The sequence below is a fragment of the Novosphingobium sp. BL-A-41-Hi4B-X5A genome (genome assembly GCF_055521705.1).
The window spans coordinates 236996-263208 of sequence record NZ_JBVFVT010000002.1; the positions used below are offsets into that span (position 1 = coordinate 236996).

Below are 26213 nucleotides of genomic sequence, written 5' to 3' on the forward strand. Positions count from 1 at the left end.
GTGTCTGATCATGGCTGCAACCGCGCCGGCCCTTGCGCAGGAAGCGCGCGACGTGACGGTGCTGGATGCCGGCTGGCGGTTCACGGCTGAGGATGCGCAAGGGGCTGTTGCACCGGAGTTTGCCGATGCGACCTGGGCGCAGGTTTCGGTGCCGCACAGCTGGAACCGGGTTGGATATTACAAGCATGATCGGGGCGGCACCAACACCGCGGCGAACGTGGACAAGCGGCTGGGCATCGGCTGGTATCGCCTGCATTTCGCCACGCCAGCCGGAGCCAAGGGCAAGCGGCATTGGCTGGAGTTCGATGCGGCGAGCCGCGTGGCCAAGGTCTGGCTCAACGGTGTCTATCTGGGCGAACATCGGGGCGGATTCTCGCGCTTCAGGTTCGATGCCACGGCGGCGATGAAGGCTGATGGCGATAACGTGCTGGTCGTGCGCGTGGACAATGCGCAGCCCAAGGCTGGCGGCTCCACCGCCGATGTCCTGCCGCTTTCGGGCGACTTCTTCGTGCATGGCGGGCTGTACCGGCCGGTGCGGCTGGTGACGACTGCGCCGTTGCATATCGACCTCGCCGATGCAGGCGGGCCGGGCGTGCGCGCGACGACGGTAAGGGCTGACAAGGATCAGGCGCAGGTCGATCTGGTGGTCCGCGTGACCAACGATGCCGCGAAGTCTGCCAAGGCCAGCGTGAAGGTCAGCCTGGTTGATCGCGAGGGGCGTGAGGCGGCCTCTGCAGTCGTTCCGGCGATGGTTGCAGCAGGCAAGACCGGCGAGTTTTCGGCGCGGCTTGCCCTGACCAATCCGCACCTGTGGCACGGCACTGCCGATCCTTATCTTTACGATCTGGTCACGCAGGTGGTGCAGGCGGACGGGACCGTCTCTGACGAAGTGCGGCAGGCCTATGGCTTGCGCTCGATGGCGTTCGATCCTGACCGCGGCTTCCTGCTCAACGGCCAGCCTTATCGCCTGCGCGGCGTGGGCTATCACCAGGACCGTGACGGCAAGGGCTGGGCAATCAGCCGCGAGGACGTGGCGGAGGACATCGCCACCTTGCGCGACATGGGTGCGAACACGATCCGCCTGACGCATTATCAGCACGGACAGGACGTGCACGATCTGGCCGACCGCGCCGGGATGGTGGTGTGGGACGAGATTCCGCTGGTTTCAGTGTGGACTCTGGCTGGCAGCAAGGTGCCAGATCCGGCGCTGGTCGCCAATGCCAAGGCGCAGTTGACCGAACTGGTGCGCCAGAACCAGAACCATGCCGCATCGGCGATCTGGAGCATCGCCAACGAGGTGGATTTCGGCAATTCGATCCCGTCATTCATGTTCGGCGGCGCTGACGGGCGCGAGGTTGATCCTCTGCCGCTGCTGAACGAGTTGCAGAAGACCGCCAAGTCGCTCGATCCGTCGCGACCGACAGCGCTTGCCACTTGCTGCGAGGCGCGGGCGTTTGGCAACGACGTGGAAATCCCCACCACGGCGGTTGCCGCCGATCTTGGTGGGGCCAACCGCTATTTCGGCTGGTACTTCGGCAAGGCCGGTGATCTCGGCCCGCATCTCGATGGCCTGCGTGCAAAGCGGCCGCAGCAGCCGCTGGCGGTGACGGAGTATGGTGCAGGTGGCGCGCTGACCATGCATACCGATAACGTACTGGGCGGGCCTGTGGATTCGCGCGGTGCGGCGCAGCCTGAGGAATACGAGAGCTACATCCACGAAACCGCGCTGGCCCAGCTCGACGCGCGGCCGTGGCTCTATGCCACCTGGCTGTGGAATTCGTTCGACTTTGCCACGACGGTACGCACCGAAGGCGATGCGCAGGACATCAATACCAAGGGCCTGATCGCCTACGACCACAAGACCCGCAAGGACGCCTTCTGGTTCTACAAGGCGAACTGGAACCCTGAGCCGATGGTTCACATCACGTCCAAGCGCTATGCCAACCGGGCCTATCCGGTGGGGGACGTGAAGGTCTACAGCAACACCGCCAGCACCGAGCTGCTGCTCAATGGCCGCTCGCTGGGTGTGAAGAGCGATTGCCCGCAGAAGGCCTGCGTGTGGACCGGGGTCCGCCTGGACGAGGGCAGCAATGCGCTGGTGGCGCGGGGCGTGCATCCTGGCGGCACGGTGGAGGACAGCGCAAGCTGGATGCTCTCGACTGAGACCGCGCGGCACTTCGTGATCGATGCAGGGGCGCTGCTGGCGGCGAAAAGCGAAGGCCGCGTGCTGGGTTCGGACAACTGGTTCGAGGGCGGCCAGGCGGCCTCGCTCGACAAGCCGGCCGACTTTGGCAAGCCGGCGGTGCCCGCGGCCATTGCCGGAACGAGCGATCGCGGAGCGCTGGCGACTTATCGCACGGGCACTTTTGCCTATCGCGTGCCGGTGGCTGACGGGCGCTACAAGGTGACCATGTGGTTCGCCACGGATGCCGCGCAGAAGCCGGGGACTTTCGACGTGAAGAGCGGAAAGAAGGCCCTTCTGCGCAAGTTCCAGCCCGCCATTCCGGCGAGCGGGGCGGTGGCCGAGGCCAAGGTGTTCACGATAAAGGCCAAGGGCGAACTGGCGCTCGATTTCGTCAGTGGCACCAGCGATGCGCGGGTCTCGATGATCGAGATCGAGCGGCTGCGCTGACCTTCAGGCAACGGACGGGAACGATGCTCAGGAAACTTCCGCTGCGCTGGTGGATCATCGCGCTGATCACGCTCGGCACGATATTGAACTACCTTGCGCGCTCGACGCTATCGGTGGCAGCGCCGACGCTCAAGACCGAGTTCGCGATGACGACCGAGCAGTACAGCTGGGTCGTGCTGGCCTTTCAGGCGAGCTACACGGTGATGCAGACGGTGGCGGGCGCGGTGCTCGATGCGCTGGGCACGCGGCTGGGGTTCTTCCTCTTTGCCGTCGGCTGGGCGCTGAGCAACATGGCGCACGCTTTTGCCACGGGTTGGATGAGCCTTGCCTTCTTCCGCTCTCTGCTTGGCGCAAGCGAGGCCGCGGCGATCCCGGCAGGCACCAAGACGGTGGCGCAGTGGTTTCCGGCCAAGGAAAAGCCGCTTGCCACCAGCCTGTTCCAGATGGGCACGAGCGTTGGCAACATGATCGCGCCGCCGCTGGTGGCGTTCTGCATCCTGGCGTGGAACTGGCAGGCGGCGTTCATCGTGACAGGCGCGCTGAGCCTGGTCTGGGCGGGGATGTGGTGGATCGGCTATCGCGATCCGGCCGAGCACCCGCGTCTTTCGCAGGCAGAGCGTGACGCGATCGCGGCGATGAACCAGCCCGATGCGACCAAGCCTGCGACCAAGGGACAAGTGCTGCGCAGCCGTTCGTTCTGGGCGATTGCGGTGCCGCGATTCCTCGCAGAACCTGCCTGGCAGACGTTCAACTTTTTCATCCCGCTCTATCTCGTCGCGGTGTGGAAGCTGGACCTCAAGTCCATCGCGCTGTGGGCGTGGTTGCCGTTTCTGGCGGCAGACTTCGGCAGTCTGGCCGCAGGGTTGCTGCCGCCTTGGCTGATGAAGCGCGGTTCCTCGATGCTGTCATCGCGCAAGATCACGATGACGATGGGCGCGCTGTGCATGGTCGGGCCTGCCTGCATCGGCCTTGCCGCCTCGCCCGAGATGGCGATTGCCCTGTTCTGCATCGGCGGCTTTGCCCACCAGTTGCTCAACGGCGCGCTGATTACCCTGTGCGCCGATGTGTTCGACAGCCGGACCGTCGGCACGGCAAGCGGCATGGCCGGTACCTCGGCGTGGATCGGTGGCATGCTGTTCACGCTGCTGATCGGGCAGAGCGCGGACGTGTTCGGCTACAACCCGCTGTTCGTCGCGCTGGCGGGGCTGGACCTGCTGGCGGCGGTGGTGCTGTGGAGCCTGCTGAGGGCGAAATCCTAGGCGGCTTGGCGAGATTTCCGCACTGACGGGATGGCCGCTATTGTGGATTGCCGGGAGGGCAGTGAATGGCTGGGATGGGGTGGTTAGCTGCCATCGAATTACAAACAACCCGCCTCCGAGACAATGGCGCTGCTTTCGCTTATCACCCCATCAACAGCGGTCCATGAAACCTCGACTTGCTCTTGGCATGGCAAGCCGTCGATGGTTCTGCTTGCTCTGCCTTTACGAATGTTTCTGAATTCGTTGTCACCAAGCCACTGCAAAAGCTCAGTTTCAGGCGTGCCTGTGCTAAATCTTTGGTTGAAAGCCGAAACTGGCATGTCCCAACTTGCGTCACGAAGGAGTGTGGGCCTTTTTTCGGCAACCGCGAACGCTATACCGAACATGATATTCTGCCATGTCAGAGCCACTAGCAAAGACAACACCGCAGCAGCGAGAACAAACCATTTAGTGCGAGAGGGAAATCCAATTTTCACAGGCAGATTTTAGCTCGATCAGCGACGACCGCAATGGCGTCGTATCCTGACAGGCAGCTTTAAGAGAAAGTGGCGGATAGCTGACGGGGTCACCCTGGGGCGGGCGTGTTCACCCTCCCTCGGAGTCCCGCGGCGGTATTGCGCCCCGGCGCATGATTGTCCAGCCGGCCATAGCGTGGCCCGCGATTGCGGCCTGTGCTGACGCTTCGCCGCGCAGGCGCGCGCTGAGGTAACCGGCGTTGAAGGCGTCGCCGGCGCCGCTGGTGTCCACCGGGCGCAAGACTTCGGCGGGGGGGACGATCTCGCCGTCTGGCAGGCGACAGCCTTCGGGGCCGAGCTTGACGATGGTTTCACTGCAGCCAAGGCCCTGCCAGTGCGCGGCAACGGCCTCTGCTTCGGTCTCGCCGGAAAGCATGGTTTCGTCCTCGAGCGTGGGCAGGCCGATGCTGGCAACGGCGATGGCGGCATCGCGCGCGGCGCGGGCTGTTGCCTGATCTGGCCAAAGTCGCGGCCGGTAGTTGCCGTCGAAGGCGACAAGTCCGCCATTGGCGCGGACCTTGCGAGCGAGGTCGAGCAGCGCCTCGCGTGCCGTTTCGGGCAGAATGGCCAGCGAGATCAGCGAGAAGGCGAGCAGATCTGCGCTCTCGGCTTGGGCCAGCGCGGCCTCGATCCCGGCGCAATCGAACAGCGCGCGCGCGGCGCTTTCACCGCGCCAGTAGGTGAAGCTGCGCTCGCCGATGTCGTCGCAGGTGATTGCGTAGAGGCCGGGGTTGCGGGAGGGGTTGTCGAGCACCAGCGACGTGTCGAGGCCTTCGGCCGCCCAGCGCGTGCGCAAGTCCTCGCTGAACGGATCGGTGCCGAGCGCGGTGAGATAGGCGGTCTCCACCCCGCTGCGGGCGAGGTGGATGGCCGTATTCAATGTGTCGCCGCCATAGGCGAACCGCCAGAGGCTGCCTTCCTGCGACAGCTCCAGCATCGCCTCGCCGACAAGGACCGCGCGCATCAGCGGCAGGCCGGGTTGGCGGCGCCGGGCAGGGCGTAGAAGGCGATGGACTGGCCCGGGATCGTGACCTTGCCGCTGACGGCGACGCCATCGAGGCCAGTCAGCTTGAGGTCTGCCGAGAGGGCCGGGGCCTTGCCATTGACGAGCACGCTGCGGGTGTCCACCGGTTGGCCGGTCATTGTCCAGCCCATGCCCTTGCCGCCGAGGTTGAGGCCTTGCGCGGCCTCGCCAGTGTTGAGCGCCATGACGGTGACGCCGCCAGGCTTGCCGGGCAGGCAATGGGCATAGAGCCGCAGCGCGGGCGAGGGTGATGCCGGGGAAGCAAGAACCGTGCTGCCCATCGTGCGCTTCCACAGCACAGCGGCCCAGTAGTTGGGGCGCGGGGTCAGGGTATCGCGATCGATCAGGGCATAGTCACTGGCAGCGAGCGTGTTGTGCATGACCACCTGCAATCCCTGCTGCGCCAGCGCGGCGTTCTGGTTGAGGTAGCGGAACGTGTCGAGGAAGGTGGAGGCCCAAGGGCTGCCACCGCAGGCGGCCTGCGCGGTTTCGGTGTTCCACATCGGCTTGCCGGGTTCGAACCTGTCACGCAGAGCGGCATAGTAGCGGTAGTCCCGCACGGTCATGTCGAGCCAGCTTGCGGTGAGCGCGTCCTGCTTTTGCGCAGTGCCGATGCCGAGGCCTGCACAGCGCTGCGAGACGCTGCCGTAGAAGTGGTATGACACGCCATCGACGCTGTTCGGGTTGGCCTTCATCATGTCTTCGCTGCTGACATGCGCGCCCATTTCGGCAGGCACGGGCACGTCCTTGAGCAGGCCCGCCTCGCCCACGCCACCGACGCCGAGGATCTTCATGCCGGGCACGGCCTTGCGCGCCCAATCACGGAAGAGGCGGAATTCCGCGCCGTAGTTGGCGGCGGTATAGCCCTTGGGCATCTGCGGCGCGGCGCTGGGCATGTTGGCTTCGTTGAAGAATTCGGCAGCGTAGAGCGAGCCGCCGGACTCGCGGGTAAGATCAACCAGGCGCTGTGCCTGCGCGGGCGTCCACACGCCATTGGCATCGCGCGTGCCGTTGCTGACGGCGAAGCTGGTGACGATGGGCGCATCGACGGCCTTGGAGAAGGCGACCACGTTCTTCCACTGGTCGCGGGTCAACACTTGCACGAAGCCTGCGGGCGGGGCGGAGAGGTGTTCGCCTTCGGCTTCGAGGTAGGTGTTGTTGGCCCAGGTGCCGCTCACGCGCACGAGGCTGGGGCCGAGCGCCTTGGCCAGCGCGACCAGCTTGGGGTCAGTCAGGTCGATTGGCGGGCGCTGGCGGTAGCGTTCGTCCGCCGGGCCACCATAGGGCGCCCAGAAGCGGCCGCCGGTGACCTCGACCATCTCGATATTGTAGGACTGGTAGCGATCGCTTGTCGTGCCGACCTTTGCCAGCTTTGCGAGCTGGAGCGAGGGGGCAGGGGCAGGCGTCGCGCCGGTCAGGGCAACCAGGGCGGTCGCCGCAAGAAATGCCTTTTTCATCGTATCCTCACCAGTTTTGGTTGTTGTCTCACCAGTTCCACATGGTGCCATCCTCGAGCCGTGCGACGGGGAGGTAGGCGGGTTTGTAGGGGTATTTGGCGGCGAGTTTCTCGTCGATGTCGACGCCGTGTCCGGGGGTGTCGCCGACGAAGAGTTCGCCCTTGTCGAAGTGGTAGTCGTGGGGGAAGACTTCGTCGGTTTCAGGGGTGTGGCGCATGTATTCCTGGATGCCGAAGTTGGGGACCCAGGTATCGAAGTGGAGCGCACAGCCCATGGTGACGGGCGAGAGGTCGGTGGCGCCGTGGCAGCCGGTGCGGATCTGGTAGAGGCTGGCAAGATCGGCAATGCGGCGCAGGTGGGTAAGGCCGCCGGCGCCGACCACGGTCGCGCGGATGTAGTCGATCAGCTGGTTCTGGATGAGATCCTTGGCATCCCAGATGGTGTTGAAGATCTCGCCCACGGCCAGCGGGGTGACGGTGTGCTGGCGCACCAGCTTGAAGGCTTCCTGGTTCTCGGCCGGCGTGCAGTCTTCCAGCCAGAACAGCTGGTAGGGTTCGAGCATCTTGCCGAGGTTGGCCGCTTCCTGCGGGGTGTAGCGGTGGTGGCCATCGTGGAGCAGGTGATGATCGAAGCCGTAGGTCTTGCGCAGCTCCTCGAACATCTTGGGCACATAGTTCAGCGCCTTGCGCGTGTCCCAGCCGGTGACCGAGGGCAGGGCGGCATCGGCCGGTTCGTAGTAGAGCTTGCCGCGGCCCACGCCATAGGCATCCTTGATGCCGGGCACGCCGGTCTGGGCGCGGATCGCCTTGTAGCCCATGTCGATGTAGTGGCCGACAGCCTCGACCGTCTCGGCAATGTCAGACCCGTTGGCATGGCCATAGACCATGATTCCGTCACGGCTGCGCCCGCCGAGCAACTGGTAGACCGGCATGCCGGCCATCTTGCCCTTGATGTCCCACAGCGCCATGTCGACCGCAGCGATCGCGCGCATGGTGACAGGTCCCCGGCGCCAGTAGGCCCCGCGATAGAGATATTGCCAGATGTCCTCGATGCGGCGCGGGTCCATGCCGATCAGGCAGGGAATGACGTGCTCTTCCAGATAGGCGACGACCGAAAGCTCGCGCCCGTTCAAGGTACCATCGCCGATGCCGTAGACGCCCTGGTCGGTCTCGATCTTCAGCGTCACGAAGTTGCGACCCGGGCAGGTGACGATGACGCGGGCGGCGGTGATTTTCATGGGAGTTGCACTCGCTAAGGACAGGCGGATTGTGGTATTACCGATTGACGGACCAGTTTCGGTCTGTCAAGTTCCCTGAATTGGTATTACCAGAAAGTTCCCAAAATAAGGCCCCTGCGATGACTGGCACGCTCTACCGCGCCCGGAGCGTTGCTTTCCTGACGCGGGCTTCGGCGGGATGGCAGTCCGGAGGCTTTGAATGACAGTGTCTTACCCCGCGTTTGACCCGAACCAGATCTTTGATCTGCTGGTCATCGGCGGCGGCATCAACGGCGTGGGCATTGCCCGCGATGCCACGGGCCGCGGCCTGCGCGTGCTGCTGGTGGAGCGCGACGATCTGGCATCGCACACCTCGTCGGCCAGTACCAAGCTGATCCACGGCGGCTTGCGCTATCTCGAATACTACGAGTTCCGCCTTGTGCGCGAATCGCTGCAGGAGCGCGAGCGGTTGATCCGGATCGCGCCGCAGATCAGCTGGCCACTGCGCTTCGTGCTGCCACAGCCCAAGGGTGGGCGTCCGGGCTGGATGATCCGGATCGGCCTGTTTCTCTACGATCATATCGCCGGTCGGCACAGCCTGCCCAAATCACACGGGGTGAACCTGCGCGAGCCGCGCTGGGGCCAAGGCCTGAAGCCGGGGCTGTCCAAGGGCTTTGTCTATTCCGATGCCTGGGTCGACGATGCCCGGCTTGTGGTGCTCAATGCGATCGACGCGGCGCAGCGCGGCGCGACGATTCTGACCGGAACGGCAGTGTCCGGGGCCGAGCAGCAGGGCGATGCATGGGCGGTGACGCTGGAGCCGAACGCCGATGCTCCCGCGCCGGCCATCGCTGCGCCCTGCACGGTGCGGGCACGCACCATTGTCAATGCCGCCGGGCCATGGGTGGCGAGCATGCTGGGGTCGCTTTCCGGGGCGCAGCGCGATGGCGCGATCAAGCTGGTCAAGGGCAGCCATATCGTCGTGCCCCGGATCTATCCCGGCGATCACGCCTTCATCCTGCAGCAGGACGACGGACGGATCGTCTTCACGATTCCCTACGAAGGCGAGTTCACGCTGGTGGGCACGACCGACGTTGCCGTGGGCGAGGAGGAGCGGGCGCGGCCGAAGATCAGTGCGGAAGAGATCGCCTATCTCTGCGCGGCGGCGAACCGGTATTTCGAACGGCAGATCGCGCCTGCCGATGTGGTGTGGACCTATTCGGGCGTGCGCCCGCTGTTCGACGACGGGCAGGAGGACGCCAAGGCCGTGACGCGCGATTACGTGCTGAAGCTGGGACGTGCGGAGGGCCCGCAGGTGTTGAGCGTGTTCGGCGGCAAGCTGACCACCTATCGCCGCCTTGCCGAACATGCGCTCGATGATCTCAGGCCGTGGATGGCAGGATCGGGAAAGGCGTGGACCGATACCGTGCCGCTTCCCGGCGGCGATCTGGGGACGGGCGGCTTTGCCGCATTCCTGAAGCTGGCGCGCGAGAGCTGGCCGTTTGTGCCGGCGCAGACCATGGAGCGCATGGCCCATGCCTATGGCACGCGGATCGCGATGATCCTTGGGGAAGCGCAAGGATGGCAGGACCTCGGCAGCGATTTCGGCGGGGGTCTGACCGAGGCCGAAGTGCGGTATCTGCAGGCATACGAATGGGCGCGCAGCGCCGAGGACGTGCTATGGCGGCGCAGCAAGCTGGGTCTCACGGCGGCCCCTGATATGGCGGAGAAGCTGGCGTTCTGGTTCAAGGCCAACGGCTGACAGAGTTCTGCCTGAAAAGATTTTGGGAGTGACGGGAATGGCTGACCTCGTACTGGCGATCGACCAGGGCACGACCTCGACGCGCGCGCTGATTTTCGATGGCGGGCGGCAGGTGGTGGCGAGTGCCCAGCGCGAGTTTGCGCAGCACTATCCGGCCGATGGCTGGGTGGAGCATGATCCGGAGGAAATCTGGCGCGATACCCTGCAAACCTCGCGCGAGGCCTTGGCCAAGGCTGGGGTGGGGCCAGAGGGTATCGCCGCCATCGGCATCACCAACCAGCGCGAGACCGTGGTGCTGTGGGACCGCGCCACGGGGGAAGCGCTCCATAACGCCATCGTCTGGCAGGATCGGCGTACGGCGGACGTCTGCGCCGGGCTTCAGGCGCAGGGGCATCAGCCTTTCGTGCATGAGAAGACCGGTCTGCTGCTGGACCCCTACTTTTCGGCGACCAAGATCGCGTGGCTGCTCGACAACATCCCCGGCGCCCGGGAACGGGCCGAGCGGGGTGAACTGGCGGCAGGGACCATCGACACGTTCCTGCTGTGGCGACTGACGGAAGGGCGTAGCCACAAGACCGACGTGACCAACGCCAGCCGCACCTTGCTGTTCGATATCGTCTCGCAGCGCTGGTGCCCGGAATTGCTCAGGCTGTTCCGCGTGCCTGCCGCGCTGTTGCCGGAAGTGTGCGCCAGCGCGGACGACTTTGGCACGACCACCCTGCTCGGCGGCAATATCCCCATTTGCGGCGTGGCGGGCGATCAGCAGGCGGCGCTGGTCGGGCAGTCATGCCTTGCGCAGGGGCAGGCCAAGATCACCTATGGCACGGGCGGCTTCATGCTGCTCAACACCGGCACCACCGTGGCGCGTTCGCGCAGCCGCCTGCTCAGCACGATTGCCTATCGCATCGATGGCAAGACCCACTACGCGGTCGAAGGTTCGCTGTTCGTGGCAGGCGCTGCGATCAAGTGGCTGCGTGACGGGCTGGGGATCATCGTGGCGGCGAAGCAGACGCAGGAGATGGCCGCGCGCCTGCCCGACAATGGCGGGGTCTACATGGTTCCGGCCTTTGTCGGTCTTGGCGCGCCGCACTGGTGCACCGAGGCGCGCGGCATGCTGGCGGGGCTGACGTTCGATTCCAGCGCCGCGCACATTGCTCGCGCGGCACTGGAATCCGTGGCCTACCAGACCGCAGATCTGGTTGCCGCGATGGCGGATGACGGGGTCGAAGAAGGGGCGGGGGCGCTTTCCTCGCTTCGCGTTGATGGCGGGATGGCGGCCAATGACTGGTTCTGCCAGTTCTTGGCCGACATGCTGGACATCACCGTGGAGCGGCCGGCGAACCTGGAGACGACGGCACTGGGTGCGGCCATGCTTGCGGGGCATCATTGCGGTGGCTGGCCCCACGCGCTTGACGGATCAGCCGCTGTTGAAGGCCTGACGCGATTTGAGCCGACGATGGCACGCGACCAACGCGCCCGGCTGACGAGCGAATGGCGTGCTGCAATCCGGCGTGCAACACTTGCATGACCGCCAGGTGGATAGGATTCTGGTCAGACCAATAGGAAAGATTGCAACCAGTTTGAAGCCAGAATCGCCAACGGTTGCTTGCATTCCAGCAACAAAAGCTCCGGATTTGTAACTCTGGAGAGGCGTCTTACCAATGTGCTATCATATCTGTAAAACCAGTCTTGCATCTGGCTAGGCCATTTGGTAAGAGACCCTGTCTTATGCGGATAACAGTCCGCGCAGGAGGAGGGGTTTTCATGAAGTGCTTCCGTAATTCGCTTGGTGTCAGTGCAATCGCGTTGGCGATCGCCTTCGGGGCGCAATCGGCATCTGCGCAGACGGCCGCTGAAGATGCGGCTCCTGCCGATACCGGCGAAATCATCGTCACTGCGCAAAAGCGTGCGGAAAACGTGCAGAACGTGCCGCTGGCCGTATCCGTCGTCGGGCCGACGCAGCTGGCTGCTGCTGGCGTTCGCGACTTCGGCGACCTTGGCAAGATCTCGCCCTCGCTGACCATTCGTCCGGCCGAGCATCCCGTCAACGCCAACGTCTCGCTGCGCGGCGTCGGCACCTTCGCCTTCGGCATCGGCGTGGAGCCGAGCGTTGCCGTGCTGGTCGACGAAGTGCCGCTGGCGTTCCAGGCGCGCGCCTTCAGCGACCTGCCCGATATCGAGCGCATCGAAGTGCTGCGTGGTCCGCAGTCGACGCTCTACGGCAAGGCGGCTTCTGCTGGCCTTATCAACCTGATCACCCGCAACCCCACCGATGAACTGAAGATCCGCGCCAACGCCACGGCCACCACCGACAGCGAATATGGCGCCAACTTCAGCGTTTCGGGTCCGATCAGCGACACGCTCGGTTTCGTGGTGTCCGGTGCCTATTCCAAGTGGGATGGCAACACGCGCAACCTGTTCAACGGCAAGAAGGTCAATGGTCGTGAATCCGGCAGCGTCCGCACCAAGCTGCGGTGGGAGCCGTCGGCCGATGCGAGCGTGACGCTTTCCCTCAACTACATGACCGGCAACACCACCGTGGGCCGTCCGTACATCCGCATGACTCCGGGCCTGCGCTTCCGCGGCACCGGCCAGGCGGCAACCGTCGTGATGCCGGGTGTAACGCCGGGGCCGGAAAACACCAACGTCAGCAACAACTACAACGCGCGCACCGATTATGAAGGTGGCGGGGGCAACCTGCGTGGCGAGTTCACGCTGGGCGACCACACGCTGGTTTCGATCACCTCGTACGACAGCTTCGAGCTGAACGACTACTTTGACTCGGATGAAACCTCGTCGAGCCTCGCGTCGGAAAACAACATTCAGACCGGCACGTTCCGTTCGAACCTGTTCACGCAGGAGCTTCGCCTGCTTTCGGACGGTTCCAAGCCGTTCCGTTACACGCTCGGCGCCTACTACGCCAATGTCGACTTCGAGCGCCCATTCTATCGTGGCCCGGCCTTCTCGCTGGCAAACTGGTTTGCCACTTCGAAGTCCAGCCAGATCGCGGCGTTCGTGCAGGCTGACTGGCAGTTCATGCCGAACGCAACGTTCACCGGCGGCGCGCGCATCCAGAACGAGCGCATCGGCTATACCTTCAAGGATATCCAGAACGGCAACGCCCAGTTTGCGGGCAATGCACAGGATACTGCTGCGACGTATCGCGCCAGCCTGCGCTACGAGTTCACGCCGACGATCAGCGCCTTCGTGACCTATTCGACCGGTTACAAGGGGCAGACCTACGACCTGACCACTGGCTTCAACGCCAACCGTGCCAACGCCGGTCCGATCAAGCCTGAAACTTCGCGCGACATCGAATTTGGCCTGCGCACCCAGCTCTTCGATCGCAAGGTTACCTTCAACATCACCTACTTCGACACGACCTACAAGAACCTGCAGGCGCAGGCTGTGGAAGTGTTGCCCGACCTGACCACCAACTTCCGCCTGACCAACGTCGGCAAGCTGGGCACGAAGGGCGTGGAAATCGATGCAGGCTTCCGTCCGAGCGACCTGTTCAACCTCAACACGTCGATCGCGGTTCTCGACGCCAAGTATCTCAGCTTCCCGTCGTCGCCGTGCTTCCCGAACCAGTCGGCAGCGCAGGGTTGCGACCGTACGAAGACTCCGGCCTTCCAGAACCTGACCGGCGAGCGCGCCGTGCAGGCGCCGAGGCTGAAGTTCAACGTGACGGGCGAAGTGACGCCTTCGCTGACCGAGAACATCCGCGGGTTGATCCAGGCGAACGTGCAGTACACGGGCAGCGTGTTCTACGTGGCCCGCGATCCGCAGACCTTCCAGAAGGAGTTCACGATCGTGAACCTTTCGGTCGGCGCGCGTGACGAGAGCCGGAAGTGGGAAGTGGCGGCGTTCGTCAACAACCTGTTCGACGTGCAGTACTACCCGACGCTGATCAACAATTCCGGCGTCTGGGGCGGCGGCAGCAACATCGCCACGGCAGCAATTCTCCCTCGTGATTTCCGCCGCTACGGCGGGGTTCGGGCCAGCCTGAACTTCTGATCACGTATTGGCCGGGCGCGATGAGCGTCCGGCCATTTTTCTTTAACCAGATAGGCCGGAGACGCACTGCAAGAGCAGGCCCGGCCGTGAACACACGCCTTCAATCGTTGCAGGAGAGAGCATGCGAGTGGCACGGTTTGATCGAGCATTTCTTGGCCCGCTTCTGGCGGGCATGTTTACGTTTGCGACACAAGCCGTCGCCGCCGACTCCGTGTTCACCACTCTGCCGCTTGCCACGGTCGACACCGCACCATTGCTCGTTTCAGCCGACATGCGCGATGGCATCGATCTTTCGGGCGAGTGGAACTGGTCGATCGATCCCTATCGGTCAGGTATCGCAGGTTTCCACGGCGAAGCGCCCAATCGCACCGAGCAGCGCTGGCTCGACATCGACGTGCGCAAGACTCTGGCCCAGGACAATCGCGAGCTGTTCGAGTTCGATCTCGACCACGACCGCAAGGTCAAGCTGCCGGGGTCGTGGCTGGCTGCCTCGCCCGAGATGCGGCACTATCAGGGGCTGGTGTGGTATCGCCGCCATTTCGATAGCCCGGCTGGGCGCAAGGGGCGCTACTTCCTGCGCTTCGGGGCATCGAACTACGCAACCGTAGTTTTCGTCAATGGCCAGCCGGTGGGGCGGCACGAAGGCGGCTTTACGCCGTTTGCCTTCGATGTGACCCGCCTGCTGCGCGATGGCGACAATCAGATCACCATTGGCGTCGATTCTGCCGCGACCGCTGCAACGGTTCCGCCCCCGGTGACCGACTGGGAGAACTATGGCGGCGTCACGCGCGACGTGAAGCTTGTCCACACCAGCGATACATATGTCGACAGCGCTTGGGTGCGTCTGACGGCGGATGGCAAGATCGCGGTTGATGCGCACCTGGATGGGCCTGCGGCTGCGAACCAGCCGGTGCAAATGAAGGTTGCCGGGCTGCCCTTCGACCTGAAGGGGCGCACGGATGGGCAGGGCAACTGGCGGGCCACGGCCACTGCGCCGCGCGCGCTGATGCGGTGGTCGCCAGAGAACCCCAAGCTTTACGACGTGACGCTGGCGGCGGGCGAGGATACCTGGCGTGACCGCGTCGGCTTCCGCACGATCGAGCGCAAGGGCGCGGACATCCTGCTCAACGGCAAGCCCGTATTCCTGCGCGGCATTTCGATGCACGAGGAGGAGATCGGTTCGAACCCCGCGCGCGTGATCACGCCCGAGAATGCCAAGGCCTTGCTGGGCGAGATCAAGAACGGCCTGCACGGCAATTTCGTGCGACTTTCGCACTATCCCCATTCCGAGGTGATGACTCGTACCGCCGACGAGATGGGGCTGCTGGTGTGGAGCGAGGTGCCGGTCTACTGGATGGTGGCGTGGTCGAACCCCGCTACGCTGGCGACGGCGCGCAACATGCTGGCCGAGAACATCCTGCGCGATCGCAATCGCGCCTCGGTGGTGATCTGGAGCGTGGCCAACGAAACCCCGGTCAGCGATGCGCGCAACACCTTCCTGCGCACCTTGATTGGCGATGTGCGGCGGCTCGATCCCAGCCGCCTGGTCAGCGCGGCGTTGCTGGTCGAGCGGGACAAGGGCGCGGCGGTGCCGACGATGACGATGGCCGATCCTCTGGCGAACGATCTCGATATCGTCTCGATCAACACCTACAATGGCTGGTACACGACTGACCGGCTGGCTGACCTGCCGAAGAGCGTGTGGAACCTCCCAGCCGACAAGCCGCTGATCTTTTCCGAATTCGGTGCCGATGCCAAGGCCGGCTTCCACAGTCCGGACGGCATGCAGAAGTTCTCGGAGGAATTTCAGGCCGAGTTCTATCGCAAGACGTTGGAAATGGCCGATCGCGTGCCGACCCTGCGCGGGATTTCGCCTTGGATCCTCAAGGACTTCCGCTCGCCCCGTCGGCAGAATCCGGATTTCCAGATGGGCTTCAACCGCAAGGGCCTGATTTCCGAGACCGGCGAGCGCAAGCAGGCGTTCAGTGTGCTGGCGGAATACTTTGCCCGCAAAGCCGGAGAGCCGAAGAAGTGAAGCGCATTCTTGCTGTCGTATTGAGCCTTGCGGCAACGCCAACTCTTGCCGCGCCGGGTGACTGGGTCAATGGCGTACTGCCCGTCGCCACAGCACCGGCGCTGGCCAGCGTGGACCTGCCAGTAACCTTGCGGCGCGCCAACCCGGCGCAAGAAGCATGGGCGCAGCAGACGCCCGACCAGCGTCTGGTCTACAACGTCAGCAAGCCGCAGCTGATCGTGTGGCCAAGCAGCCTGCCTGCCGATGCCGATGCACCGGCGGTGCTGCTGGTGCCGGGTGGGGGCTTCCAGTTCCTTGCCATGGACAACGAAGGCTTTGACGTTGCCCGCCGGCTCGACAAGCTGGGCGTGCGCGTGTTCATCGTGAAGTACCGGACGCAGCCGGTGCCTGACAGCATCGACGGCTTCAGGGAAGCGCTCAGCAATCTGTTCCAGAAGGGGGCGCCGGTTGACCTGACCAATCGTGACTATGCCGTGGCCGACACGCAGGCGGCGATCCGCTTGGTGCGCAAGGAGGCGGCGCGCTGGCACGTGAACCCCGCCAAGGTGGGAATCCTCGGCTTTTCGGCAGGGGCCATGACCACGCTGGCCACGACGCAGGCCAATGCAGCAGACGCGCGTCCGGACTTCGTGGGCATGATCTACGGGCCGACCGAGAAGTCCGACGTGCCCGCCAATGCCCCGCCGCTGTTCGCGGCAATTGCCGCTGACGACCGCTTTTTCATCAAACAGGATTTCGGCCTGTTTCACGCATGGCGCCAGTCTGGCGCGAAGGTGGAGTTCCACCTCTACAGCGCGGGCGGCCACGGCTTCGCCTCACAGCCCAACGGCACGACGAGCGATGCCTGGTTCGATCAGTACGCGCTCTGGCTGAAGGCCAACGGTATCGCCAGCCGCTGAATCCAGCTTCAGGAATCCACCACTGCCAATGGCAGTTCAACTTTCCGGCCCGAGTGCGCGCAGCATTCGGGCCGGTTTTTTGTCGGGGTCAGACCTGCCAGTCGACGACCTTGCGCGTGAGGCCCAGCACCTGCGCTGAACGCACGGGCAGCGCGGTGCCGTTCACGGTAATGGTGCGCTGTTCGCGCTCTGGCACGGCGAAGGACAGGACCGGAGATGGCGCCGCGTCGGGGCCACGCCACGAGGCCTGAATGTCGATGGTGCTGGCTGAGGTGTGGATGACCGCCTGCCACATCGGCGGCTGTGCGGGATCGGGCCAGGCCTCGCCCGCTTCGTCATAGCCCGACCACTCCAGAAGGCTGTCGCCCGGTGCCGGCATGAGCAGCATGGCAGGCTGCGGCGCTGGCGGGGCAAAGCCGCCCGGTGCTATGTCGACAAGGTGCGCGGAACCTTCGCGCGCCAGCAAGGGGGGCAGGCCCTCGGCAGGGGCGGGCAGATCGTGAACCTTGCCGCCCTCCAGAAGCCGGTCGTCGCGCAGGTCGATCCAGCGGGCCGGGCCGGGGAGGTAGGCCTGCACCGTATCCACCCCCTTGTCGAGCGCGGGGGCGACCAGCAGGTTCGGCCCGAGCAGGTAGGTATCGGCGTCGATCCAGGCCTGCGGATCTTGCGGAAAGTCGAGCCAGAGCGGCCGCGTCACCACGTCATAATGGGCGTGATGGCGCCACAGCAGATCGTGCAGCAACGGCACCAGCGCGCGGCGCAGGTTCATCATGCCGACGATTGCCGGGGTGGTTTCGGGATACATCCACGGCTCGTTTACCGTGCCATCGCTGTTCCAGCTGTGGATCGAGAAGCGCGGCATGAGGATTCCCGCCTGCACCCAGCGCAGCAGCAGTTCCGGTTCGGGCGAGGGGCCGGCAAAGCCGCCGATGTCGTGCCCGGTGTTCGAAACCCCGGACAGGGCAAGGCCAAGTCCCATCTTCTGGTTGTAGCGCAGGGTCTTCCACGCGGTGAAGTTGTCGCCTGACCAGGTCTGCGCATAGCGCTGCATCCCGGCCATGCCGCTGCGGGTGACGAGATAGGGGCGCTCTTCAGGGCGATAGGCGATCTGCGCGGCGCGGGAGGCGCGCATCATCAGCAGCGTTTGTGCAGGGCGTTCGGCAGCGGCAGGGCGCGGCGATCCGAACCCGGCAAAGCGGGCGCTTTTGTCCCAGATTTCGTACTCGTTGTTGTCGTTCCACGTGGCGCGCATGCCGTAGGAAAGCAGCTGCGCAGTCACCTGCTCGCGCCACCACGCGGCGGCGTCCGGGTTGGTGAAATCGAGGTAGCTGCCGAGTTCGTCCCAGAACAGGCACTCCACCGGCTGTCCGTTCTCGTCGCTGACGAACCAGCCCTTCGCCGCCAGTTCGGCATAGCGCGGGTGCGACAGCAGCAGCGCGGGCTTGATATTGGGAACCAGCTCGACGCCCGCATCGGCATAGCTTTTGACGAAGCCTTCGATGTCCGGAAACTTGTCGTGGTTCCAGTTGAAGACGTAGCGCTTGTCGCCGATCGAGGTGTAGCCCGATGACAGGTGGAACGAGGTGCATGGCACGCCGTGCTTTTCAAGGCCTGCCAGAAACTCGCCCATCTGCTCCTGCGCGTTGGGCGCATCGGTATAGAGCATGGTCGAGCCCGAATAGCCTACTGACCAGCGCGGCATGAAAGCGGGGCGGCCGGTCAGCCAGGTGAACCGTTTGGCCACCGCGCCCGCATCCGGTCCGGCAATCATGTAGTAATCAAGATCGCCGCTTTCCGCGCGCATGTAGCGGTAGTGCGGGTGGTAGTTCGAATGTTCGTGGCCGAAATCGAACACCGGATCGGCCTGCGTATCGTAGAACACGCCATGGGCCGCGCCTTCGCCGTCGACCACCAGCACCCACGGGATGGACTTGTAGAGCGGGTCGTCGCTCTGCGCATCGTAGCCCATGCAATCGAGATTGGTCATCCGCAGGCGGCGTCCGGCACGATCCATGTCGCCGCTGCGCTCGCCCAGGCCGTAGTAACGTTCACCGGGGCGGCGCTTGACGTAGTGATAGGTCGCCTCGTCCCACCAGCCGAAGTTGTAGGGCTGGGTCGGGCGGTCCTCGGAAATCAGCTGCCAGCCATTCGCCGTCGCCTGATGCCAGGTGCAGAGCAGACCCTCTGGCTTGATCGTGAGCTTCAGCCGCGCGGTGGCGATGACGATCTCGTCGACCGAATTTTCAAGCGTGAAAGTCGGGGCGGAAAATCCGCTGGCGTCCATGCGGTCCCGGCCCGGCTCGGCGATGTCTTCGGCTCCCGGCGCGATGGTCCAAGAAGGCGGAGAAGTGACCTCGCCATTGGCAAGCAACAGCACCCGGATCACGTCGTCTTCGAGCACAAAGACATGGGCAACCGCGCCGGTGTCGGAGCCGAGGGTTACGCGCGGTCCATCGACTTGCGCCACAGTGAAGCGAGGCGGCGCGGACAGCCGGGCGCGGCGCGGCGGGGAGACGTCGTTCATGGGCTCAGGCTTTCGCGAAGGTGAGGCGGCGGCGCAGGGCGAGGAGCCAGATCGCGCCGATCAGGTCAAACAGGCCAAGGCAGGCGAACAGCGGCGCGAAGCCGATCGTGTCGGCAAACTGGCCGATGGCGAGGGAGAACAGCAAGCCGCCGGTCCAGCCCGCCATGCCGACCAATCCATTGGCCTTGGCGATATCGGATTTGGGGAAGACGTCGGCGGACAGCGTGTTGATCAGCACCGAGATCACCTGATGGGCAAAGCCGCCAATGGCGAGCAGCCCGATGGCTGCATAGGGGCTGGCGACGAGGCCGACGCAGCCCGGTGCAATCATCAACACGGCGCCGATCCAGATGCCCGCGATGCGCGATCCTTCGAGCGTCAGGCCCTTCCAGCGCTGCAGCCACGGTGCGAGATAGCCGCCGAGAATGCCGCCTGCGTCTGCCGCAAGGAATGGAACCCAGGCGAACATGGCGATCTGCGTCAGGTCCCAACCGCGCTCCTTGGCGAAATAGAGCGGGACCCAGAAGCTGAAGGTCTGCCAAGCCGGTTCGGCAAGGAAGCGGGGGACGGCGATGGCCCAATAGCGCGAGGAGCCGATGATCGAGCGGATCGTCGTGGCCGAAACGGGGACGGGGCGCTGTCCGTCCTGAATTTCCGCAAGTTCCTCGGCGCTGACGTAAGTGGCGTCTTGCGGCGAGCGATACCAGCGATACCAGGCGGCGGCGAAGATCAGGCCAATGCCCCCGGTGACGACAAAGGCCGCCTGCCAGCCGTAATGCTTGGCCAGCAGCGCTGCCATGACCGGCGCGATCACCGCGCCAAAAGCGGTTCCGGCGTTGAACCACCCCGTGGCAACCGAGCGTTCGCGATCGGGAAACCATTCGCCGATGGTCTTCATGCCGGCGGGGATGACGGCGGCCTCGGCCATGCCGAGCAGGCCCCGGAACGCTGCGAGCGACAACCACCCGCGCGCAAAGCCATGTGCCATGTTGGCCACGCTCCACGCGACGGCGAACAGGGCGAAGCCTGCTGTCAGGCCGATCCGGTCGATCAGCATGCCGCCGATCGGCTGCATCGCCGTGTAGGCCAGCTGGAACGCGCCGACGATGTAGGAATACTGCTCGGTGGTGATCTGCAGGTCGAGCTTGAGCTGCGGCGCCAGCGCGCCCAGCGAATTGCGCGCGATATAGTTGAGGATGGTGCCGACCATCACCAGCACCAGGATGCGCAGCCGCGCCGATTTCCAGTTCATGCCTTGCAATCCTCTCCCCGCGGCTGGTTCTACCAGTTCCACATGGTGCCATCCTCGAGCCGTGCGACGGGGAGGTAGGCTGGTTTGTAGGGGTATTTGGCGGCGAGTTTCTCGTCGATGTCGACGCCGTGTCCGGGGGTGTCGCCGACGAAGAGTTCGCCCTTGTCGAAGTGGTAGTCGTGGGGGAAGACTTCGTCGGTTTCAGGGGTGTGGCGCATGTATTCCTGGATGCCGAAGTTGGGGACCCAGGTATCGAAGTGCAGCGCGCAGCCCATGGTGACGGGCGAGAGGTCGGTGGCGCCGTGGCAGCCGGTGCGGATCTGGTAGAGGCTGGCCAGATCGGCAATGCGGCGCAGGTGGGTGAGGCCGCCGGCACCGACGACAGTGGCGCGGATATAGTCGATCAGCTGGTTCTGGATGAGATCCTTGGCATCCCAGATGGTGTTGAAGATCTCGCCCACGGCCAGCGGGGTGACGGTGTGCTGGCGCACCAGCTTGAAGGCCTCCTGGTTTTCGGCAGGCGTGCAGTCTTCCAGCCAGAACAGCTGGTAAGGTTCGAGCATCTTGCCAAGGTTGGCCGCTTCCTGCGGGGTATAGCGGTGGTGGCCGTCATGCAGCAGGTGATGATCGAAGCCGTAGGTCTTGCGCAGCTCCTCGAACATCTTGGGCACATAGTTCAGCGCCTTGCGCGTATCCCAGCCGGTGACCGAGGGCAGCGCGGCATCGGCCGGTTCGTAGTAGAGCTTGCCGCGGCCCACGCCATAGGCATCCTTGATGCCGGGCACGCCGGTCTGGGCGCGGATCGCCTTGTAGCCCATGTCGATGTAGTGGCCGACAGCCTCGACCGTCTCGGCAATGTCCGAGCCATTGGCATGGCCATAGACCATGATTCCGTCACGGCTGCGCCCGCCGAGCAACTGGTAGACCGGCATGCCGGCCATCTTGCCCTTGATGTCCCACAGCGCCATGTCGACCGCAGCAATCGCGCGCATGGTGACAGGTCCCCGGCGCCAGTAGGCCCCGCGATAGAGATATTGCCAGATGTCCTCGATGCGGCGCGGGTCCATGCCGATCAGGCAGGGAATGACGTGCTCCTCGAGATAGGCGACGACCGAAAGCTCGCGCCCGTTCAAGGTGCCATCGCCGATGCCGTAGACGCCCTGGTCGGTCTCGATCTTCAGCGTCACGAAGTTGCGACCCGGGCAGGTGACGATGACGCGGGCGGCGGTGATTTTCATGGGAGTTGCACTCGCTAAGGACAGGCGGATTGTGGTATTACCGATTGACGGACCAGTTTCGGTCTGTCAAGTTCCCTGAATTGGTATTACCAGAAAGTTCATATGGCAACTGGCAAGTCCCACGACCGTTTGTACCAGGATCTCGCTCGATCGCTGCTCGATGAGCTGGCGGCAGGGCGCTACCCCGTTGGCAGCCGCCTTCCGGCCGAGCGTGACCTGGCGCTGCGATACGAAGTGAGCCGCCCGACCGTGCGCGAGGCGATCATCGCGCTCGAAGTGCAGGGGCTGGTCGAAGTGCGCATCGGTTCGGGTGCTTACGTCAAGCGCTTGCCGGGCGAGAACGACCGTCCCGGCTTCAACGTGACCGCGTTCGAACTGACCGAAGCGCGCCTGCTGTTCGAGGGCGAGGCAGCGGCGCTGGCGGCCACGCAGATGACTGACGAGGATCTGGCCGAGATCGAGGATCTGGTCCAGCAGATTGCCGAAGAGAACCAGAATCCTGATGGTTCGGAAAGCGCCGACCGCGCGTTCCATCTCGCCATCGCGCGCGCCACCCGCAATGTTGCGGTCTACAACACCGTGGCGCAGCTGTGGGACCTGCGCGGGACTTCGCCAGAGGCTGCGCTCCTGCATGAAAAGGCCCGCCACGCCAATATCAAGCCTGTGGTAGAGGAGCACACAGCGATCCTCGATGCGCTGCGCGCGCGCGATCCCAACGCCGCCCGTGCCGCCATGCGCGCCCACCTCTCCGCCGTGCTCGAGGGGCTGCTTTTCGCCACCGAGGAACGCCTCCTCGCCGAAGCCCGCAGAGCCACGCAAGCCAAACGCGAACGATACGCCAAAGCCACCGCCTGAGGGCGGAGGCCATCAACGGATGCCTTGAGAGAGTAGAAATGCCCCGCACGCTTGAGCTTCATCCCGACCGGTTGCTGCCGGCCGATCCTTCGGTGCGCGCGATTGCGCGTGAGTTGTACGCCAGCGTGGCGTGTCTGCCGATCGTCAGCCCGCACGGTCATACCGATCCGCGCTGGTTTGCCGGCAACGCGACGTTCGGCAATGCTACCGACCTGCTGCTGGTGCCGGACCACTACGTCTTCCGCATGCTCTATTCGCAAGGGCTCGCGCTCGAAGACCTCGGCGTGCGCAACAAGGGCGTGGACCCGCGCGCGGCGTGGCGGCTGTTTGCCGAAAGCTACTGGCTGTTCCGCGGCACGCCTTCGCGCATGTGGCTCGACTGGGTCTTTGCCGAGGCCTTCGGCATGGACGTGCAGCTTTGCGCCGAGACGGCCGACCTCTACTTCGACACGATCACCGAAAAGCTCGGCTCCGATGCGTTCCGCCCGCGCGCGCTGTTCGATCGCTACAACATCGAGGTGATCGCCACGACCGAGAGCCCGCTCGACACGCTGGAGCATCACGCCGCGATCCGCGCCGAGAATGCGCGCGAGGGCGGGTGGCAGGGCCGGGTTATCACCGCCTATCGCCCCGACCCGGTGATCGATCCCGAGTTTGAGGGCTTTTCGGCGAACCTCGACCTGTTCTCGGGGCTGACCGGCGAGGACTGCCGCAGCTGGACCGGCTACCTTGCCGCGCACCGCCAGCGCCGCGCCTTCTTCGCTGCGATGGGCGCGACAAGCACCGACCATGGCCATCCCACGGCAGCAACCGCCAACCTGTCTGCCAGCGAGGCAGCGGCGCTGTTCGACAAGGTCGTGGCCGGCAAAGCTACCCCGGCCGATGCCGAACTGTTCCGCGCCCAGATGCTGACCGAGATGGCGGCGATGAGCCTTGACGATGGCCTCGTCATGCAGATCCACCCCGGATCGTTCCGCAACCACAACGCTGCGCTGTTCGAACGCTTCGGGCGCGACAAGGGCGCCGACATCCCGACGCGGACCGACTTCGTCCATGCGCTCAAACCGCTGCTTGACCGCTTCGGCAACAGCCAAGACCTCTCGATCATCCTGTTCACGCTGGACGAGAGCGCCTATGCCCGCGAACTGGCGCCGCTGGCCGGGCACTACCCCTGCCTCAAGCTTGGACCGGCATGGTGGTTCCACGACAGCCCGGAAGGCATGAAGCGCTTCCGCCAGATGACCACCGAGACGGCGGGCTTCTACAACACTGTCGGCTTCAACGACGATACGCGCGCGTTCCTGTCGATCCCGGCGCGGCACGACGTTGCCCGGCGCATCGATTGCGGCTTCCTGGCGCAGCTTGTTGCCGAACACCGCATCGAGGACTGGGAAGCGGCCGAACTGGCGCAGGACCTGTCGTACAATCTGGCGAAGAAGGCCTATAACCTGTGAAGCACCTGTCCCCGGACACGCTGGCAGCCCTGCCCGCTGAGGTTGCTCGCCCGCTCTACGATCGCGAAAGCCAAGAGGTTGGCATCGTCCACTTCGGCATCGGTGCATTCCACCGCGCGCATCAGGCCTGGTACACCGATGCGGCGATGAATGCTGGTGACCGTGACTGGATGATCACCGGTGTCTCGCTGCGCTCGCCCGGCGTGGCGCGGCAGATGAACCCGCAAGGCGGGCTCTACACCGTGGCCGAGCAATCGGCCGATGGAGCGGCCCTGCGCATCGTCGGATCGGTGCGGGGCGTGCTGGTGGCGAGCGAGGAGCCCGATGCGGTGATTGCTGCCGTGGCTGCACCTGCCACCCGCATCGTCAGCCTGACGGTGACCGAGAAGGGCTATTGCCGCCGCGCCGACGCAACTCTCGATTTCGGTCTCGCGCACAGCCTGAGCTTCTACTATTTCGTCACGCAAGGCCTGCTGGCGCGGGCCAAGGCGGGCCTGCCCGGCGTGACGCTGCTGTCGTGCGATAACCTTGCCGAGAACGGCGCGATCCTCGAGCGCCTGATGCGCCAGTACCTGGCCCGGCACGAGCCCGATCTGGTCGACTGGTTCGAGCAGCACTGCACCTGTCCCGCCACGATGATCGACCGCATCGTGCCCGCCACGACGGACGAGGACCGCGCGGCGGTGGCAGCGGCGCTGGGCGGTCTTGAAGACGAAGCCTGCCAGGATGAAGCCTGTGTCGTCACCGAACCGTTCAGCCAGTGGGTGATCGAGGACCGCTTTGCCGGACCCCGCCCGCGCTGGGAAGCGGTCGGCGCGCAGCTGGTCACCGAGGTCGCCCCTTACGAGACGGCCAAGCTGCGCATGCTCAACGGTGCGCACTCGCTGCTGGCCTATTGCGGGCTGCGCGCGGGCCATGAATATGTCCACGAAGCCATTGCCGACCCTGCCTTGCGCAGCCTTGCCGAGCAACTCATGCGCAACGAAGCCGCGCCGACGATCACGACCGCGCCAGGGCAGGATCTTGCCGCCTATGCCGACGCGCTCATCGCCCGCTTCGCCAACCCCAGCCTCAACCACCGCCTGATCCAGATCGCCATGGACGGCTCGCAGAAGATCCCGCAGCGCTGGCTGGAAACGCTCGCGCACAATGAGGCACAAGGCCGCACCTGCCCCGCCATCCGCGAAGGCCTGAGCGCCTGGATCCACCACCTGCAAGGCCACAACGGCCCCGTCGACGACCCCCTCGCCGACAAGCTCTCCCGCGCCGCCAAAACCGACACGCCAATGATCGCGCTGTTCGGTGAGGGCGGGCCGATGGCTGGCATCTGGACACTGAAGGTGTGACCCGACCGGTTCAGCGGTAGAATTCGTCCTCGATGCGGGCGAGGGTTTCGAAGCCGTCGCCGATGTGCTGGCGCATGGCGCGTTCGGCGCCATCGGCGTCGCCGGCGAGGATCAGCGCCAGCATGGCCTGATGATCAGCGTTGGCGGTTTTCAGCCGCTCCTCGTCGTAGAAGCTTTCGAAGAGGAGGCGATGGATCGGGACGTTGAGGCGCTGGAGATGGTCGGCGATGACCTTGTTGCCAGAACCTTCGACGATCAGGCGGTGCCATTCGTTGTTTAGCCTGCCAAAGCGGTCCGGCGCGCGTTCGCGCACGCAGGCGTCGAGCTGGTCCTGCAGGGCCTTCAACCGATCAAGCGTTTCGGGATCGGCATTGACGGTGAAATCGTGCGCCGCCATGCCTTCGAGCGCCATGCGGGCGCGATAGATCTGGCGGACCTCATCAAGCGTGGAACTGCGCACCGAGGCGCCGCGAAATTCCTCGATCTCGACCAGACCTTCGCCTTCGAGGCGCTTGAGCGCTTCGCGCACCTTTGACCGGCTCGCCCCAGTCTGGCGGATGATGTCGACCTCGACCAGTCGCTGGCCCGGCACGAAGCGCCCGGTACGGATACGCTGGCGCACCCAGTCGGCGATTTCCTGGCCCGAAGGCGCGCGATCGACGGCAGCATCTTGTGACATGATCGACCGTATCGTCCGTTATGAACGAAATTGTCAACAATATCGTTGT

18 protein-coding genes are annotated in these 26213 nt (G+C 64.7%); 10 read left to right on the top strand and 8 right to left on the bottom strand.

From position 1 onward, the window contains the following. The first annotated feature begins 10 nt into the window (after positions 1-10). A complete protein-coding gene (locus ACZ1JY_RS16920) occupies positions 11-2632 on the top strand; it encodes a glycoside hydrolase family 2 TIM barrel-domain containing protein (RefSeq protein WP_465131422.1) in 2622 nt (873 codons plus the stop codon). 23 nt (positions 2633-2655) lie between these two features. Then, positions 2656-3891 (top strand): MFS transporter, encoded by a 1236-nt coding sequence (locus ACZ1JY_RS16925; protein WP_465131423.1) that lies wholly within the window; start codon positions 2656-2658, stop codon positions 3889-3891. A gap of 98 nt (positions 3892-3989) precedes the next feature. On the opposite strand, the gene ACZ1JY_RS16930 is transcribed toward ACZ1JY_RS16925, so the two are convergent. From ACZ1JY_RS16930 to manD (ACZ1JY_RS16945), 4 genes are all read right to left on the bottom strand, one after another. Continuing rightward, positions 3990-4367, bottom strand: a complete 378-nt coding sequence (locus ACZ1JY_RS16930; RefSeq protein ID WP_465131424.1) for a hypothetical protein — start codon at positions 4365-4367, stop codon at positions 3990-3992. Positions 4368-4476: 109 nt separating this feature from the next. Continuing rightward, on the bottom strand, positions 4477-5370 hold the full coding sequence (locus ACZ1JY_RS16935; RefSeq protein WP_465131425.1) for a sugar kinase: 894 nt from the start codon (positions 5368-5370) through the stop codon (positions 4477-4479). Further along, a complete protein-coding gene (locus ACZ1JY_RS16940) occupies positions 5370-6887 on the bottom strand; it encodes a hypothetical protein (protein ID WP_465131426.1) in 1518 nt (505 codons plus the stop codon). Before ACZ1JY_RS16940 ends, ACZ1JY_RS16935 begins: the two co-directional genes overlap by 1 nt. A gap of 28 nt (positions 6888-6915) precedes the next feature. Next, a complete protein-coding gene (gene manD, locus ACZ1JY_RS16945; RefSeq protein WP_118075211.1) occupies positions 6916-8124 on the bottom strand; it encodes a D-mannonate dehydratase ManD in 1209 nt (402 codons plus the stop codon). Positions 8125-8323: 199 nt separating this feature from the next. Here manD (ACZ1JY_RS16945) and glpD point away from each other — a divergent pair, with 199 nt between their 5' ends. The 5 genes from glpD (at position 8324) to ACZ1JY_RS16970 (ending at position 16816) form a co-directional block, all read left to right on the top strand. Continuing rightward, positions 8324-9865 carry a glycerol-3-phosphate dehydrogenase gene (glpD, locus tag ACZ1JY_RS16950; protein ID WP_465131427.1) on the top strand — a complete coding sequence of 514 codons (1542 nt, stop codon included), beginning with the start codon at positions 8324-8326 and terminating at the stop codon, positions 9863-9865. Positions 9866-9902: 37 nt separating this feature from the next. Further along, positions 9903-11393 carry a glycerol kinase GlpK gene (glpK, locus tag ACZ1JY_RS16955; RefSeq protein WP_465131428.1) on the top strand — a complete coding sequence of 497 codons (1491 nt, stop codon included), beginning with the start codon at positions 9903-9905 and terminating at the stop codon, positions 11391-11393. Between the two features lie 236 nt (positions 11394-11629). After that, positions 11630-13882, top strand: a complete 2253-nt coding sequence (locus tag ACZ1JY_RS16960; RefSeq protein ID WP_465131429.1) for a TonB-dependent receptor — start codon at positions 11630-11632, stop codon at positions 13880-13882. Positions 13883-14054: 172 nt separating this feature from the next. Next, a complete protein-coding gene (locus ACZ1JY_RS16965; protein ID WP_465131430.1) occupies positions 14055-15917 on the top strand; it encodes a glycoside hydrolase family 2 protein in 1863 nt (620 codons plus the stop codon). Further along, positions 15914-16816, top strand: a complete 903-nt coding sequence (locus ACZ1JY_RS16970; protein WP_465131431.1) for an alpha/beta hydrolase — start codon at positions 15914-15916, stop codon at positions 16814-16816. The genes ACZ1JY_RS16965 and ACZ1JY_RS16970 overlap by 4 nt, the downstream gene beginning before the upstream one ends. Before the next feature lie 88 nt (positions 16817-16904). On the opposite strand, the gene ACZ1JY_RS16975 is transcribed toward ACZ1JY_RS16970, so the two are convergent. From ACZ1JY_RS16975 to manD (ACZ1JY_RS16985), 3 genes are read right to left on the bottom strand one after another with little or no spacing between them, the layout of a single operon-like run. After that, a complete protein-coding gene (locus tag ACZ1JY_RS16975) occupies positions 16905-19340 on the bottom strand; it encodes a glycoside hydrolase family 31 protein (RefSeq protein WP_465131432.1) in 2436 nt (811 codons plus the stop codon). Positions 19341-19344: 4 nt separating this feature from the next. Next, the gene (locus tag ACZ1JY_RS16980) at positions 19345-20592 is read right to left on the bottom strand and encodes an MFS transporter (RefSeq protein WP_465131433.1); all 1248 of its coding nucleotides are present in this window, start codon (positions 20590-20592) and stop codon (positions 19345-19347) included. 29 nt (positions 20593-20621) lie between these two features. Continuing rightward, the gene (gene manD / locus ACZ1JY_RS16985; protein ID WP_118075211.1) at positions 20622-21830 is read right to left on the bottom strand and encodes a D-mannonate dehydratase ManD; all 1209 of its coding nucleotides are present in this window, start codon (positions 21828-21830) and stop codon (positions 20622-20624) included. 102 nt (positions 21831-21932) lie between these two features. On the opposite strand from manD (ACZ1JY_RS16985), the gene ACZ1JY_RS16990 reads away from it, so the two are divergent. From ACZ1JY_RS16990 to ACZ1JY_RS17000, 3 genes are read left to right on the top strand one after another with little or no spacing between them, the layout of a single operon-like run. Further along, complete coding sequence (locus ACZ1JY_RS16990) at positions 21933-22685, top strand: FadR/GntR family transcriptional regulator (protein WP_118075217.1); 753 nt, start codon at positions 21933-21935, stop codon at positions 22683-22685. 38 nt (positions 22686-22723) lie between these two features. Then, a complete protein-coding gene (uxaC, locus tag ACZ1JY_RS16995; protein WP_465131434.1) occupies positions 22724-24139 on the top strand; it encodes a glucuronate isomerase in 1416 nt (471 codons plus the stop codon). Then, positions 24136-25485, top strand: a complete 1350-nt coding sequence (locus ACZ1JY_RS17000; protein ID WP_465131435.1) for a mannitol dehydrogenase family protein — start codon at positions 24136-24138, stop codon at positions 25483-25485. The genes uxaC and ACZ1JY_RS17000 overlap by 4 nt, the downstream gene beginning before the upstream one ends. A 10-nt stretch (positions 25486-25495) precedes the next feature. Here the strand turns inward: ACZ1JY_RS17000 and ACZ1JY_RS17005 are convergent, their stop codons facing one another. Next, the gene (locus tag ACZ1JY_RS17005; protein WP_465131436.1) at positions 25496-26164 is read right to left on the bottom strand and encodes a GntR family transcriptional regulator; all 669 of its coding nucleotides are present in this window, start codon (positions 26162-26164) and stop codon (positions 25496-25498) included. Positions 26165-26213 lie beyond the last annotated feature (49 nt).